General features: G+C 61.2%; 12 protein-coding genes and 1 tRNA gene. 4 read left to right on the forward strand and 9 right to left on the reverse strand.

Annotation, left to right across the window (positions count from 1 at the left end):
- Nucleotides 1–91: 91 nt before the first annotated feature.
- Both hpnH and GKO01_RS06135 read left to right on the forward strand, forming a co-directional pair.
- Nucleotides 92–1,288 (forward strand): adenosyl-hopene transferase HpnH, encoded by a 1,197-nt coding sequence (hpnH, locus tag GKO01_RS06130; RefSeq protein WP_099286250.1) that lies wholly within the window; start codon nt 92–94, stop codon nt 1,286–1,288.
- Nucleotides 1,289–1,438: 150 nt separating this feature from the next.
- Complete coding sequence (locus GKO01_RS06135) at nt 1,439–2,731, forward strand: hemolysin family protein (RefSeq protein WP_099286251.1); 1,293 nt, start codon at nt 1,439–1,441, stop codon at nt 2,729–2,731.
- A gap of 10 nt (nt 2,732–2,741) precedes the next feature.
- Here GKO01_RS06135 and GKO01_RS06140 read toward each other — a convergent pair whose 3' ends face one another.
- The 3 genes from GKO01_RS06140 to GKO01_RS06150 are packed head-to-tail and all read right to left on the reverse strand — an operon-like array spanning nt 2,742 to nt 4,617.
- Nucleotides 2,742–3,176 carry a flagellar protein FlgN gene (locus tag GKO01_RS06140; protein ID WP_099286252.1) on the reverse strand — a complete coding sequence of 145 codons (435 nt, stop codon included), beginning with the start codon at nt 3,174–3,176 and terminating at the stop codon, nt 2,742–2,744.
- Nucleotides 3,173–3,475 (reverse strand): rod-binding protein, encoded by a 303-nt coding sequence (locus tag GKO01_RS06145; protein ID WP_174694251.1) that lies wholly within the window; start codon nt 3,473–3,475, stop codon nt 3,173–3,175. The genes GKO01_RS06140 and GKO01_RS06145 overlap by 4 nt, the downstream gene beginning before the upstream one ends.
- Complete coding sequence (locus GKO01_RS06150; RefSeq protein ID WP_099286253.1) at nt 3,475–4,617, reverse strand: flagellar basal body P-ring protein FlgI; 1,143 nt, start codon at nt 4,615–4,617, stop codon at nt 3,475–3,477. The genes GKO01_RS06145 and GKO01_RS06150 overlap by 1 nt, the downstream gene beginning before the upstream one ends.
- 234 nt (nt 4,618–4,851) lie before the next feature.
- On the opposite strand from GKO01_RS06150, the gene dksA reads away from it, so the two are divergent.
- Both dksA and GKO01_RS06160 read left to right on the forward strand, forming a co-directional pair.
- On the forward strand, nt 4,852–5,265 hold the full coding sequence (gene dksA / locus GKO01_RS06155; protein WP_099286346.1) for an RNA polymerase-binding protein DksA: 414 nt from the start codon (nt 4,852–4,854) through the stop codon (nt 5,263–5,265).
- A gap of 52 nt (nt 5,266–5,317) precedes the next feature.
- Nucleotides 5,318–5,392, forward strand: a tRNA-Thr gene (locus tag GKO01_RS06160).
- A 363-nt stretch (nt 5,393–5,755) separates the two neighbouring features.
- Here GKO01_RS06160 and GKO01_RS06165 read toward each other — a convergent pair.
- The 6 genes from GKO01_RS06165 to tsaE all read right to left on the reverse strand — a co-directional run bounded on the left by GKO01_RS06165 (nt 5,756) and on the right by tsaE (nt 15,340).
- Nucleotides 5,756–6,445, reverse strand: coding sequence for a GcrA family cell cycle regulator (locus GKO01_RS06165; protein ID WP_099286347.1), 690 nt, complete (start codon nt 6,443–6,445; stop codon nt 5,756–5,758).
- 135 nt (nt 6,446–6,580) lie between these two features.
- Complete coding sequence (rnd, locus tag GKO01_RS06170; RefSeq protein ID WP_099286254.1) at nt 6,581–7,771, reverse strand: ribonuclease D; 1,191 nt, start codon at nt 7,769–7,771, stop codon at nt 6,581–6,583.
- Between the two features lie 88 nt (nt 7,772–7,859).
- Nucleotides 7,860–8,186: a thioredoxin TrxA gene (gene trxA, locus GKO01_RS06175; RefSeq protein WP_062029874.1), complete on the reverse strand. Its 327-nt coding sequence runs from the start codon at nt 8,184–8,186 to the stop codon at nt 7,860–7,862.
- Nucleotides 8,187–8,271: 85 nt separating this feature from the next.
- Nucleotides 8,272–11,847, reverse strand: coding sequence for a double-strand break repair helicase AddA (addA, locus tag GKO01_RS06180; RefSeq protein WP_099286255.1), 3,576 nt, complete (start codon nt 11,845–11,847; stop codon nt 8,272–8,274).
- Entirely contained in the window at nt 11,844–14,894 is a 3,051-nt protein-coding gene (gene addB / locus GKO01_RS06185; RefSeq protein WP_099286256.1) for a double-strand break repair protein AddB, read from the reverse strand. Before addB ends, addA begins: the two co-directional genes overlap by 4 nt.
- Entirely contained in the window at nt 14,891–15,340 is a 450-nt protein-coding gene (gene tsaE / locus GKO01_RS06190) for a tRNA (adenosine(37)-N6)-threonylcarbamoyltransferase complex ATPase subunit type 1 TsaE (protein ID WP_099286348.1), read from the reverse strand. Before tsaE ends, addB begins: the two co-directional genes overlap by 4 nt.
- Between the last annotated feature and the right edge of the window lie 17 nt (nt 15,341–15,357).

The raw sequence follows: 15,357 nt of genomic DNA on the forward strand, positions 1-15,357 counted from the left end.
CAGAAAAGGAGGCCACGGGCCATCCACGATGTGCAAGGCCCCGGGCGCCCTGATGGACGCACCTTCCGGAGGCTAGAACCAGAGGATTATAATGGCCGTTCCTTTGATGCAGGCTGTCCGAGTCGGACGGTACGTTGTCAAGCAGCACCTCACGGGCCGCAAGCGATATCCGCTGGTCCTGATGCTCGAACCGCTGTTCCGTTGCAATCTGGCATGCGCCGGTTGCGGCAAGATCGACTATCCCGCGCAGATCCTGAACCAGCGTCTCAGCCTTCAGGAATGTCTGGATGCCGACACGGAAGCCGGTGCTCCTGTCATTGCAATCGCCGGTGGTGAACCCCTCCTGCACAAGGAAATGCCCCAGATCGTCAAAGGTTTGATCGGGCGCAAAAAATACGTCTATCTGTGCACGAACGGCCTGCTGCTTGAAAAGAAGCTCGACGATTACGAGCCCTCCCCGTTCTTCTCCTGGGACGTGCACCTTGACGGCGATCAGGTGATGCATGACGCCTCGGTGTGTCAGGACGGCGTGTATGACCGTGCCGTAGCCGCCATCCGCCTTGCAAAATCCCGTGGCTTCCGCGTGTCGATCAACTGCACCGTCTTTGACGGAGTTGTGCCCGAACGTCTCGCAGCCTTCTTCGATGAAGTCATGGCCCTCGGCGTTGACGGCATCATGACGGCTCCGGGTTACGCCTACGAGCGCGCACCGGATCAGGAGCACTTCCTGAACCGCCAGAAGACAAAGCAGCTTTTCCGCGACGTTTTCCGCCTTGGAAAAGGCAAGAAATGGCGCTTCACGCAGTCCCCGCTGTTCCTGAACTTCCTGGCCGGCAATGAAAACTATCACTGCACGCCTTGGGGCAAGCCGCTGCGTACGGTCTTTGGCTGGCAGCGTCCGTGCTATCTGCTCGGCGAAGGTTATGCCAAGACCTTCAAGGAGCTGATGGAAGACACAGCCTGGGAGCAGTACGGCACAGGCGCATATGAGAAATGCGCCGACTGCATGGTGCATTCCGGTTACGAATCCACAGCCGTCATGGACGCTGTCGCACGCCCCTGGCACATCGCGAAGGTCGCCCTGTTCGGCCCCGAGACCGAAAAGCCGATGGTTCCGGAAATCTCACTCGCCAACCAGCGCCCTGCCGAATACGGCTATGAAGCGCAGGTCCAGCAGCAGATGGAACGTATTTCCACAGGCGCTAAGCCCGCCCGTGGCCCGCGTGTCCGCGTCAACGGTCGCCCCGCTGCCAATACAGTTTCAGAAGCTGCCGACGCAGCAGACTGAAAACGGATCTGCTTAATCCGCACGAAAAAACCGGCTCCCTGTGAGCCGGTTTTTTTATGGACAAGCCTCGCGTCTACACTCAGCAAATGAAGGGCATGGCATCCGTCAGTCGTCCTGTTATGATTGACCATTCATTATTCCGGCCGGACCATGCTGACCCCTATTCTTGTTATCTGCCTGCTCATTTTCCTCAATGCCGTGTTTGCCATGGGAGAAATGGCTCTCATTTCGGCGAAACGGCCACGGCTTGAGGTTTTGGCCAAGCAGGGAGTCCGGGGAGCAACAACTGCAATCCGTCTGGCGGAAGATCCGCACAGCTTCCTGCCGACTGTTCAGGTCGGCATGACGTTGGTTTCCATTCTTGAAGGTACGTTTGGCGGCAGCCAGATGGAAAGTACCGTCACACCCTGGATTGCAGATATTCCCTCACTGCGCCCGATTGCCAGCGAAATCTCGATGGTTCTCGTTGTCGCAATCATCACCTTCGCCATGCTGGTTTTCGGTGAACTGATTCCCAAACAGATTGCCCTGCAACAACCGGAAGCCATTGCTTCACGTCTGGCCTGGCTTCTGGTTGGCGTCGCGCGCGTGGCGCAGCCGATTGTCTGGCTGCTGAGCGGCACATCCTCACTGGTTCTCCGGGCGCTTCGGATCGGCCCCCTGACGCGCGCTGCCGTGACGGAAGAAGAACTGAAAGCCGTTCTGGCCGAAGGCGCACGAGCAGGCGTACTCGAGACTGACGAGCAGGCCATGATCGAACGCCTCCTGCGTCTGGCGGACCGCCCGGTGAGAGCCATTATGACGCCGCGCAATGAGCTCTTCTGGATCGACAGACATGCGGATCAGGAAACACTGATCCGCAAGCTGCGCCAGACTTCATATGCCCGAATCGTGGTCTGTGAAGGCGATGTCGATCATCCGGTCGGCGTCATTCTTGCCAAGGACATCATGGATCGGCTGCTTCTGAAACTGCCTGTTTCCGTTGATGCAGTCCTGCGTGAGCCTCCTGTCATCCCGGACAGTCTCAGTGCACAGGACATGATCGAGCGTATGCGCGGGGTCAATCTCGGAATTACGTTCGTTCTGGACGAATACGGTTCGTTCGAAGGTATCGTGACGCCGTCAGACGTTCTGGAAGCAATCGTTGGCGAAGAAAAAACGGAGTCCTCTTCATCTGAACTGCAGGCCGCCGAAGGCGAAGACGATTATGTCTTTGAGGGCTTCATGCCTGCGGATGAACTGCGGTCGCGCCTCAACCTACCGGAACTCCCCGGCGCTGGAGGGTACCATACCCTTGGCGGTGTCATGCTGGCGCTTCTCAGGCGCGTTCCTGCACGTGGGGACAAAGTCGCGTTTGGCGGATGGCTGTTCGAGGTTCTGGAAATGGACCGCCGTCGCGTCGGAAAGGTGAAGGTCAGTCGGCAGATCCTCGCCGAAGACTGACCGGACGGTTTCAGGCCCGGCTCGTGAAAAAGGCCTGCTTTTCACTGATCGGCGAGTAGGTTCCCTGATTTCCGTAGTTCTGAGGTAAAGTTGTCGCCGGAGCTGAGGTTAACAGTTCAATCACGCGCTTCTGTGCCGTAATCGCCCGTTGCAGAAGTTCGCCATTGCGCCTGCCCAGTTCCGTCATCTGTTCCAATAAATCGCGATAAGGAAGCGCTGACGACTCCAGTTGCTCTTCACTGTCTTCATCATCCGGGCGGCAGAGGCAAAGCTCTTTTTTGCGATCATTGGCGACCGTGACTTCCTGCTCCAGCGTTCTGGCGGCATTCTGCTTGTCGGGCAAGAGCGCCAAAGCATCCGGAATGCGTGCTTCTTCCAAGGCAGAGTTTTCTGCTTCCAGAATGGCGATCAGCCGCTGCATGGCGGGAATAATGGACGCGCTCATTTCTGCTCCTGCATGGCCAGCATCTGGCGATTGATCGCATCCGTCATGCCGATACCACCATTATTTTCCATCTGTTTGGCGATCTGCTCCACCAGCATGGGCCGGAACTGCTTTTCTCCGGCTCCGCCGCTGAACATGTTGTCACTGTCGTCTTCCGTAGCGAACATGGGCTGAAGCATCTGGTTGATGGCCATGGATTCGAAATCCTGAGCGGACTTCAAGGTTTTGGCTGCATCTGCCTTCTGCCCGTGTAACGGAAATCCCTGCGATATCGTGTTACTGGTCGAAGATATGGTCATCAACGCATCTCCAGTTCTGCCTGTAGGGCGCCATCAGCTTTGATGGCCTGCAATATGCTGATCATGTCTCTTGGTCCCACGCCCAGAGCATTCAGGCCCGCAACAAGCTCTCTGAGCGTTGTCCCGCCCGGCACAACCGCCAAATGCTGGTTTTTGCCCGTATCCACCTTGACGTTCGTGCGCGGCACAATAGCCGTCTGACCGTTGGAGAATGGGGCAGGTTGAGAGACTTCCGGCGTTTCAGTCACCTGCACGGTCAAATTCCCCTGTGCCACGGCAACCGTGCTGATCCGGACATCTGCTCCCATGATGATAGTTCCGCTGGCCTCATCGACCACCACCTTGGCAGGTGTATCAGGCGTCACCAGAAGATCACCGATTCGCGAAAGTGTAGGCACAGGATCATGGCTGCTCAGATCCAGCAGGACCGTCCGCGGATCCTGAACATTCGCAATCGGCCCGAAGGTCCGGTTGATGATCGCCGCGATCCGACTCGCCGTCGTGAAATCAGGATTCCGCAGACTCAGATGCAGGTTGGCACGATGGCTGAGGTCGAAAGGCACCTCCCGTTCGACAATACCGCCATTCGCAATGTGCCCGCTTGTCGGCACGTTGCGGGTAATTGAGGCTGCCGCACCCCGCGCGGAAAAAGCGTTTGTCGCTAACGATCCCTGAGCCACAGCATAGACTTCACCATCCGCCGCCATCAGGGGCGTGACCAGCAGTGTGCCTCCCGTAAGAGAGGACGCATCACCTGCAGCAGACACCGTCACGTCAATTCGGTTTCCACCATGCGCAAAAGCCGGGAGATCTGCTGTCACCATGACTGCGGCAACGTCATGTGTCTGAAGCTGGGTTTCCTGATCGCGGATGTTGACGCCCAGACGATTCAGCATGGAAATCAGCGTTTCACGGGTGAAAATCGTATTGGTCAGCCGGTCTCCAGTACCATTCAGCCCCACCACCAAGCCATAACCAATCAACTGGTTGCTTCGCACGCCTTCCATATCCGTGATGTCCTTGATGCGGACACTAGCTGCCAGAGCGAAACCCGGAAGCAAAAGCAGCCCAACGCAAACAAGCGCAGTAAGCCGCTGCCTCAGAATGCGAAAAGATGACGGAGATCGCAGAATAAAACGCATAGGCGACGGGGGGTATCCTGATGCCTGCTAGACAGGTCTGGGGGGCTCAGGTGTTGAGGATGGCCTTACAGGGTAAAGAAACCCCTAACGGAGACGCAGATTTCCGCGCTTTCCAAGAAACAGACAAAGCATCTTCGGGGTTGGCGGATGCGCCTTGGGTAGTTATAAGCCGCGCGTTATCGCCTGCGGCTGTTGGAAGCGGACGTCGGCGGATCAGCCAGGGATTGGATGCGCATGATTACGCTGCCACCGGATTATAGGCCTTCCGACAACGAAGAGTTCATGAACCCGCTTCAGGTCGAGTACTTCAGGCAGAAACTTCTGCGCTGGCGTGTCGATCTTCTGAAAGAAGCAGATGGAACGCTTGCGAGTCTCTCGGAAGGAGGAATCCATGAATCCGACATTACCGACCGCGCCAGCGTCGAAACGGATCGGGCTTTCGAGCTTCGGACCCGTGACCGGGCACGCAAACTGATCACCAAGATCAATATGGCGCTCGAGCGGATCGAGGATGGAAGCTACGGCTTCTGCGAAGAGACGGGAGAACCGATCGGCCTGAAACGGCTCGAAGCCCGTCCGATCGCTACAATGTCCATTGACGCACAGGAGCGTCATGAGCGGATGGAAAAAGTCCACCGCGACGATTAAGGCTTGCGCTTGGCGCGCTGACCCGTTACGAAGCGCGCCAAGGCAACGGTATGCTGCTGTAGCTCAGTGGTAGAGCACTCCCTTGGTAAGGGAGAGGTCGACAGTTCAATCCTGTCCAGCAGCACCATTTTTCCTTATTTTCCAGAAATTCAGAATACATTCTAGCACTCGTAAGAAATGACGCGACACTGCGGCATTCATGATGCTGGAAAGCTAAAACACTGATCTGAAATGACCAGCCCGCTATCTTCCGGGCTCCCAGAAAATCCGTCATGCAGACGCATTCTGTATTCTATGGAATATCCTGTTGCCTTGTGCTGCTGATCCGAACGCGACCAAGATTCGCACCATGCTGGCAACGACCACAAAGCTTATTCTGGGGCTTTGATCACCCTCCAATTTTTTTGGAAAAAAATTCCAGTCTTCATCATAAAAAAAGCCGCCCTCCCGAAGAAGGTACGGCTTTTCTTTACGATTATCGCGGCTGTAATCAGTCGCGGCGGTCGCGGATTTTAACGTAGGCGATCGCGGCATGCTCGGCGCAGTATGGTTTTCCGGGAAGCGGTGTCGCACCACAGAAATGAAAGCCCGGTGTACCGGGATCGCCAATCGGCCAGCAGCACGAAGGACCGCGTCGCGTAGGACGGTCGATGCCAGCTGTCGAAAAGCGCGGTGGCACGGCTGGACGGGGCGCAGGAGCGACACGGGGCTCTGGTTTGGGGGGCGTGATGGGAGCCTCCCTGTGAGGCGCAGCAGCAGCCTCTTTCTGAACCGGAGAGACGACACGGGCCGCCGCGACAGGCTGGACAGGAGCCTTGGGGGCTTCAGGAGCCGAAGGGGCCTTACGGGCAGGCGTTTCGGCGGTTTTTTCCACAACGCCTGAAGCAGCCTTTGCCGGAGCAGCATCCTTACCCTCGGCGAACAGGTCCGATCCGGCAGCCTCTACGGCCTTTGCCTTAGAGGGGCTTTTGCGACGGGGCGCGGCTTCCGTCGTTCCTGCTTCACCATCCGCGGCCTTGCGATTACGGATAGGAGACGGGCGGGGAGGCAGGCCCAAACGGTGGGCCTTGCCGACAACGGCATTCTTGGTGATGGAGAGCTGGCGGCCGATTTCGGCGGTCGAAAGTCCCTGACTCCACAGATCGCGAAGTCTGGCGATCGTCTCGTCCGTCCACTCCATATGTTCGTTTCCCTGTCCCGCTTCGGTGCCTGACGTGGCCCGATATGCTGTTGATTTGCAGTCCCGGCCCACCGGACCCGAAACATCTTCGGGAGGCTTCTTACCAGAAACTCCCCGCTACGTCGAAGGCGCTTCTTACGCGGCCGTTTCCGCGACCCGCTGAAGCTCCACAAGACCGTTCACAACGGCCAGCGCGATCTCACCGCGCACCAGCGCCTGAGCATCCAGACCGAAAAGTTCGCGACGCCAGCCGCGCAGGGCGCCAACATCGGTCTCTCCAAGAGCAATCAGATCCAGATCCTCCGAAGAGGCGACCAGACGGGGGGCCACTTTGTGCTCTTCGCATTTGGCAGCCAGCAGGACCCGCAAAAGCGCGACAAGGGCGGCGGAAGGGCGCGCCCGTTCGGATTTCGACGGCGCTTTCGGAAGTTCGGATTCCGGGCATTCCTGAGCAGTGCAGATGGCCTCAAGCAACCCTTTGCCCATCTTGCCCTCGGCAAACCCACGGGTCACGCCACGGATACGGGAAAGCGCCTCAACCGTATCCGGATGGACGGCTGCGATTTCCAGGAGGCTTTCGTCCCGAATGACGCGCTGACGGGGAATATCGGCGTTCTGCGCTTCCTGCTCACGCCAGGCGGCCACTTCCCGCAGAATAGCCAGCATCCGGCGGTTGCTCGTGCGGGCTTTCAGCTTTTCCCACAGACGGCGGGGATCAGGGCGGAACGTCTTTTCTTCGGTCAGGACGGCCTGTTCGGAGTCGGCCCAGTGCAGACGGCCCTGCTCAGCAAGCTGTTTGCGCAGGGCCTCATAGACCGTGCGCAGATGGGTCACGTCGGCGGCGGCATAGGCAATCTGTGCATTGCTGAGCGGACGGGCCGACCAGTCGCTGAAACGATGCGCCTTGTCGATGCTACGCCCTGTAATCGCGCCCACCAGACTGTCATACCCGACCTGATCGCCAAAACCGGCCACCATGGCGGCGACCTGAGTGTCGAAAACCGAGGCCGGAAGACGGTCGAAAATATGAAGGAAAATCTCAAGATCCTGCCGAGCGGCATGGAAAACCTTGATGCAGTCCGGCTTGGCCAGAAGATCACCCAGCGGTGCAAGATCAATGCCGGGAGCGAGCGTGTCGATCAGGACGACGTTTTCAGTTCCGGCCAACTGAACGAGGCAGAGCTCCGGCCAGTAGGTCTTTTCCCGGACGAACTCCGTATCGATAGTGACGAAAGGCTCGTGCTGCAGTTTTTCGCAGATACGGGCCACCTCCTCGCTGGAGGTCAGGAGAACGGGGGTCGGGAAGGTCGGAGCTTTCGAGCGCATGACACGATCCTACACAAAGCGCAGGATCGTGACCACGCCCCTCACGTCCTTCCCTCACCCGTTTTCCGGGCTTCTCAGGGGAAAACGATCAGAGAGACTGGTCGATCCATGCCTTGAGCTGGCTCTTGGGCAGAGCGCCCATCTGCTGGGCGACCGGCTTGCCATCCTTGAAGACGATCAACGTCGGGATGCTACGGACACCATACTTGGTCGGGGCTTCGGGATTGGAGTCGATGTTGACCTTCGCAACCTTCAGGCGGCCCTGATACTCGGCGCCGATTTCTTCAAGCGCCGGTGCGATCATCTTGCACGGGCCGCACCATTCCGCCCAGAAATCAACCAGAACCGGACCTTCGGATTTCAGGACGTCTGCGTCGAAGCTGCTGTCGCTGACGGCAACGGTGTTTGCGCTCATGGGTATGTTCCTTGTGACGAATGAAGTTTCTGAAAAATGATATCGGCTGCCGTGCCCCTCACCGCAAGGGGGCTTTTGATCTGCATCAAACTCCAGACCGCACCTGATCCAGTAGAGTGACCGGGAGTGTGACAACGGCTGGCCCTTCCGTCCAGACCAGCGAACAGTGAATGTCGTAGCCCGGATGAAGTTGCGCCAGCACGGCACGATAAGCCGCCATCTGACGCAGATAGACGACGGGCGTGCGATCGGCGCGAAGCTGCGGATTACGGTTCGTTTTGTAATCGCAGATCCAGATCTGCTTGTCCCCGATCCGCAGACGATCAACCTGCCCGAGCACGACACGCCCATCACTGACGCCCGAAATCGGCTGCTCGGCACGGCTTCCGGGCGCGAAGAGCGGTGCGAGATCCGGGTGCGAAAGAACGCCCAGAACCTGTCCGGCCAGACGTTGGATGTCCGGTTCCGTCAGACCCAGTGCCCGACGGGACAACCAGCGCACGGCCACGGCCTCGCGCTCTGCCACCGGGGTTTCCGGCAGAAGCTGAAGCAGACGGTGAATCATGGTGCCGCGTCGCATGGCCTGTTCGCGGACCGGCGTGGAGCGACCGGCCAGAAGCTCCAGCGGGGAACGGGCCGCGGGGAGTTCGCCGAACTCGGCCCCATCCGGACGGCTGGGCGCGAGCGGACGCGTCATGGCATCTTCACGCTGGGCAATGACAGGCTTCCAGTCCGGAGCGCGCCCCATCCAGTCTGGCAGCGTCGCACAGGGCGGTTCGGTATCTTCGGCCCGGAAAGCAACGGGCGCGAGTGTGCGCTCCTCTTCCAGCACAAGCTGCTCCCCTTCCCAGCCAAGATCCAGAGATTCCGAACGGGCATTGGCCAGTTGACGGAACCCGGCCTCGCACTGCCGGTACCAGCTTGTCTCGACAGGCTCCCGCTTGCCCGCAGCCCCGCAGATCACCAGCCAGTCACTGGCGCGGGTGAGAGCGACGTAAAGCAGGCGGTTGCTTTCGGCACGCGCCTTCTCCGCGTCTCGCTCGGACAGGGTCGCCGTGATATCCGTGCCCATGCCTTTTTTCGGAACCCAGAGCGGAAGTTCGAACGCTCCCGCCTCTTCCCATAGAAAATCGCTGCCCGGCGGCGGTTTGGACAGCGTATCCGGCATGACGACCAGACGCGCCTGAAGGCCTTTGGAGCCATGAACCGTCATGACCCGGACGGCTCCCAGATCGCTCTCGGCCTCGCGCTTGCTGGTAATCTCGCTGGCTTCGAGCCAGTGCAGAAAGCCCTGAAGCGACGGCGGATGCAGCCCCTCATAGCGCAGGGCCGCCGTCAGCAGTTCGTCAACTGGTTCAGCCGCTTCCGGCCCCAAACGACGCAGCAGGCGTGTGCGGCCACCATGCTGGCCCAGCGTTTCCGCCAGCAGACGATAAGGAGAGGCATAATCGACGCGCGCATAAAGCGTGGACAGCATTTCCCACGCCGCCCGCCAGTCCTCCCGTTCCCGATGCCGTTCGCGCAAAACGGTCCAGAGCGGCTGGCCTTTCGGGCCGAGGGCATGGGCCGTACCATTGCGGGTGGCGAGCGCCATCAACGAGTCGTCCGTTAGCCCACCGAGCGGGGATGTGAGAACCGACGCGAGCGTCAGATCATCCTGCGGCAGAAGCAGGGCCGCACAGAGCGTCATAAGATCGCGGACCGCGACCTGCTGCGTCAGCCCGACCCGCACCAGCGTCGCGACCGGCACATTGCGCGATTTCAGCGCCCGGATCAGCGAGCGCAGGAACGGCGAGCGACGGGGAACAAGGATCAGCACGTCCCCAGCCGTCAGAGGCGCCTGCCCCGGCTGGGGCGGACGGCCGATCTGCCGGTCGATCCAGTCCGCAAGGGCTTCGGCAAGGCGCTGGGGCGCGCTGCGCTGTCCGGTATTGGCGGAAGGGGCGCGCCAGGGCGTCAGGCCCTCGTCATCGTCTTCGCCCTGAACGACGGGAACAAGCGGCCACAGTTCCACACGCCCCCCCTGCCCCGGACGCGCCGAGACATGCGGGCGGAGCATCTTTTCGCCTTCCTGCAACAGGCCATGCGCTGCCAGAGGCTGGGAAAACACTGCGTCCACGAACGACAGAACAGGCGGGACCGAACGGAAGGAGACGTTCAGTTCCGGATCACGCCACAGCAGCCCGGCATTGCGAACCCTGTCCGCGAACTCGGTCCGCCAGCGATGGAATTCTTCGGGTTGGGCGCCCTGAAACCCGTAAATCGACTGTTTGTAGTCGCCGACCGCAAAGATCGTGCGCGGGCGCGGGCCCATCTCCCAAGCCCCCTCGCCCGCAAAAAACTCGGAGGTCAGCGCACCAGCGATTTCCCATTGCAGACCGGAATTATCCTGAACTTCATCCAGCAACAGATGGTCTATGCCGCCATCGAGCTTGTAGAGCACCCAGGCCGCACCCGGATCGCGCAGAAGGTTGCGGGTTTCCTGAATGAGATCGTTGTAATCCACCAGACCACGGGCGGATTTACCGTCCTGAAACGCCGTCAGCATCGGTGCGGCCAAACCGAGCAGCGCACGGTTCAGCAGCACCAGACGCAGGCTTTTAAGGCGGGTCTGAAGATCGAGGAGACGCTGCGCTTCCTCTTCCAGAAGCGGTGCAATCCACGGGACAGCGGCCTGCGCCGCCTTGCCGACGATGCCGTTCACCTTGCGCGGACCACCATCCTTCGTCAGCAGGCATTGTGCCCACCCTGTCGGCACACGCTCACCCGGTTCAGTCCCGAGCCAGTCCAGCATCTGTTCAACGAAGACACGACCGGACGCCGTCGCGCTCCCAAGCGCATCACGCAGCCCGGCACGAAGATCCTCCTCTTTCGGCGGACGGCAGGCGAGGCTTTCAAGATCTTCAATGCCCTCCTGCCCCGCTTTCAGAGCCTTGCGATAGGCGCTGACCACACTGTCCGGCAGGGTCGCCCAGCGCTCCAGCAATGGCCGGGCGCGGCTTTCCTCCATGTTTAGCGTGCGAATGCGCCTGAAGAAATCGTCCAGCCCCACCGTTCCCGCCACATCGGCCGCAAGCTCCGGCGCGCGGGCCAGTCCGTCTTCCATCGCCTCACGCAGAGCCAGTGTCGTGTCCGTCTCTTCCATCAGCGTGAAATGCGGATCGACCGATGCCTCCAGCGGAAACCGCCGCAACAGCGACTGACAGAACGCATGGATCGTCTCGATCCGTAGGCCCCCCGGAAGATCCAGAACACACAGGAATAGTGCCCGCGCCCGCGCCCGGGTCTCGTCCGTGTTGGGGACGTCGAGGCTTTCAAGCTCCGCCCCCAACGTCGCATCCGGCAGAGAGACCCAGCGTCCTAGTTTCTGCTGAAGCCGGTTGGCCATCTCGGCGGCGGCGGCCTTGGTGTAGGTCAGACACAGGATGCGCGAAGGATGCGCGCCATCGGCCAGAGCTGTGTCGCCGTCGTCAGTCTGCACATAAAGCGGCAGCATGAGTCGCAGCAGACGGTCGATCAGCAGCTTGGTCTTGCCCGAACCAGCCGAAGCCGAGACGAACACCGAAGCACGCGGATCGGAGGCCTGACGCTGCGTGCGGTCGGCGGCGGCAATGACTTCATCACGTGTAATGGGACGGGTGACAGGAGGCATGTTGTTCATTCGCCCTCTCCTTCCGCATAGGCCGCGCGCCACTCATCCACGCGGGCAAGCTGCGCGTAATCGGTATAGCGCGGCACATGTCCGGCCCAGGGCTGGGAGCGGTAGGGCTGATCGGGATTGTCGTATTCGTCCACGAGGGTCCGGAGCTTTTCCATCGCCCCGGCAATCAGGGTCGGCGCATCTGTATGAGAGCGTGAGCCCGGCACTTCGCTTTCCTTACCCGGATCGTCTCCGCCGGTCAGATGCCAGTAGAGCAGTTTCTTTGTCTCGACGGCCGGGACATCCCTGAACGCCCCCTTCGCCAGCAACGCACCTTCGAGCACAAGCTGAACGGACCAGCCCTCCGCGACATTCTTGCCGCTGGGCGGCTGGCCGGTTTTGTAATCGAAGACCGTCGCCAGACCATCCGCCCCGATATCAATCCGGTCTGCCCGACCGCGCAACTCGAACGGCGCGAAAGCGGCTTCAAGACGGAAAGACGCCGTCACTTCCACAAACCGCCCCTGCGACGGGCCGCTTTCTTCCATGTCCGACCGGTAAGCAGCTTCCTTTTCCGCCACCCAGTCCGCAATCCGTGCCAGACGCGGGCCCCACCAGTTCACAAGGGCCGGACGCATATTGGCCTTGGCCAGTTCCTCTGCAAACACACGCCGCAGAATAACGCTCGCATTGGCGGGCCAGCGCTGGGGGAAGTCGCGCAGAACGCGTTCCATCGCCTCATGCACGATCATGCCGAAATCGGCGTGTTCAGCGCCTTCCTCCAGCGGCTTGAGCGCCCGGAGTTTCAGGACGTGCTTGGCATAGATCGCGTACGGGTCCTGCATCCACGTCTCGATCTCGGTGATGCTCAGACCGCGCGGACGCAGGGCGACGGGCGGACGCGGCTCGGGCGGCGTAACGGCTTCGGCGCCCGCGAGCGGCTGATCCAGACAGCGCTGCCAGTCCAACGCAGGATGCATAGGCAGGCTCTGCGACCGTCCGCCAAGAAACGCCTCCATCCGCACCATCCACCGTGCCGGAACGCCCGGCGCACCTTCCCGCCGGGCCGAACTGGCGAACACAGCCTCATTCGACGCCAGAATGGTCGAAACGAAATCATGCGCGCTCACACCCGTCTGCCGCTCTGGAGAGGGCAGTCCGACCCGCACACGCATCGGACGGCTTAGCCAAGGGCCCGGATCAGTCGCGGGCGGCCAGACGCCCTCATTCAGCCCGCCCAGAACCACGACATCGAACGCCAGAAGCCGCGCTTCCAGCACGCCGAGGATCGAAACACGCGGATGCGACAGTTCCACGCCGCCCCGATGCGCGCGCAGACCCGTCAGCATCTGCCCGGTCATGGACGTGTTGAGAAACGAATCCAGATGCGTCAGGCGCTGGGGCGGGAGAATGCCGGTATTGACGATCAGCGCCGCCAGATGCCGCGACAGGGCCTCCCCATCCTCGCCGAGCCACAAACGCGCTCCGGGATGACGCGGCTCCTCTTCCGGAGCGTCCAGTTCGTCGGCCGTGGCCGCCAGAGCCTCCGCCGTGTGGATCAGGCGTTCGAGAAGTTCCGGAAGCGGAATGGCGCCCTCGATGGACAGAAGCGGATCAAAGGCCCGCTCGATCCGCGCGATGAAGTCGGCGGGACCTTCCGGCTCGTCCGGAGCATCCGCGCTGGCTCCGTGATCCGGAGCGTGTTTCTTCTGCGTATAGTCGTGCAGCGCGGCTTTCAGTCCGGTAATACCCGACGCGGGCGCGGGGCCACGCAGCAGAAGCCGCTCCAGACGCCGGGCGGAAGCGTGACAGTCACCCGGCGTGCGGCCCAGAGCGGCGAGCGGATGTTTCAGAACGGACAGCAGCGCGACGGGAGAAAGCTGCGCTTCGGCAGCCGTCGCAATGAGACGCAGGAACACGGCGGCCGGAGTCTGGGAAAGCGATTCGCCCGCACTGTCATCGGCATGAATGCCGAAACGCAGAAGCTCGGTTCCCACGCGCTGCGCCAGCGCCCGGTCCGGCGTGACGAGGGCGCAGGTCTTTCCAGCTTCGGAGACGACATCGCGCAGAATTAGGGCGATGGCCTGCGCCTCCTGCTGCTGGTCCTGAGCGGGAAGGATGGAAAGCCTGTCGATATCGCGCGGGCGACTGTCCTGCCCCCAATGGGCAATGCCCTGCTCTGGCAGCAGCATTTCACGCAGCATCAGTTCACGCCCGCGATCACGTCCGCCATCCCAGTCTGTCAGCTCTTCCCGGGACAGCCCCAGATCCGTCAGGATTTCCTTCAGACCCGCCTGTGGGTGCGACGGCGGCAAAGCAGCCCAGATCTCGTCCGGCATTCCCAGATCCACGCCCGGCAGGATCACAAGCCCGGCAGGAAGCCGAGCCACCACGGCCAGCACGTCCGACACCGCCGCCGATCCATCTGCGAATCCCACGCCCCAGACGGGCGTGAGCGGCGGCTTTTCCGCCCAAGCACGGGCCTGCGCCTTCAGCCGTGCGATCTGCCGCGCCACCGGGTTGCACAGCCCCTCCTCTTCCAACCATTTCGGCCAGACGGCCGTGACGATCTCCAGAAATTTCAACGTCTGCTGCCAGTGATCGGAAAAGCGCTCCTCCACCGCATCCGGCAGGCGCTCGGCCAGATCAACACCGCTGCGTTCGGCTTCGTCCATCAGGTCCGCCAGCGCCTTGGCCAGCGGCCACGCCCGGTCGATCCCCTTGGTGCTGTCCACACCGACACTCACGAGCGGCGTCTGAAGGATCAGCATCGATAGCACCGCCAGACGCCGCTGCGGCTCCACGGCCGGAGGCAACAGGACGTCGATGCCGATAGAGGCCAGCGCGTCCTCGTCCACGTCATTGATGGCGACGATGCGCGGCAGGAGTGCGGCCTGTGTGTCCAGAACCCGCAGGAAGGCTTCCATCAGCGCACGGCCCGCGCGACGGCTGGGAACGAGGATCAGGCCCGGACCATCCGTTCCAGCTGCCGGGTCCCGTTCCAGCCATTCCTGCGCCACACGATCCAGAAACGGCTCCGTACCCGCAATGGTGACAACGCCGCTCATGGGATCAGTCCTGTCAGACGGTCAGCAGGCCAGCCCGTCAGTTCAACAAGGCGGGAGTCTTCGGTCTCGCCGGGAGAAAATGTGAGATGCAGTGCGCCTTCTGGCAGAAGGTCTTCCGCCCGCTCCGACCATTCGACCAACATAATCCCTTCGCATGCCTCGTCCCATGCCAGTTCATGCAACGCATCCGGACCGTCCAGTCGCCACAGATCATAATGATGAACCGTTCCTTTGGGCGTCTCGTAAGGCTGAACGAGCGCGAAGCTGGGGCTCGGCACCTCCATCTGCGGGTCCTGCGCCAGATGCCGCAGGAAGGCGCGGGAGAACGTACTTTTCCCGGCCCCCAGACCGCCCGAGAGTGCAAGGCAGTCTCCGGGGCCACAACGGTCGGCAATCAGGGCCGCCAGAGTTTCGGTCGCAAGCTGGTCATCAAGGCGTATCTGCATGGTGCCAATGTGGACCC

This window comes from Gluconobacter kondonii (assembly GCF_002723995.1).
In the GTDB taxonomy this organism is placed as follows: domain Bacteria; phylum Pseudomonadota; class Alphaproteobacteria; order Acetobacterales; family Acetobacteraceae; genus Gluconobacter; species Gluconobacter kondonii.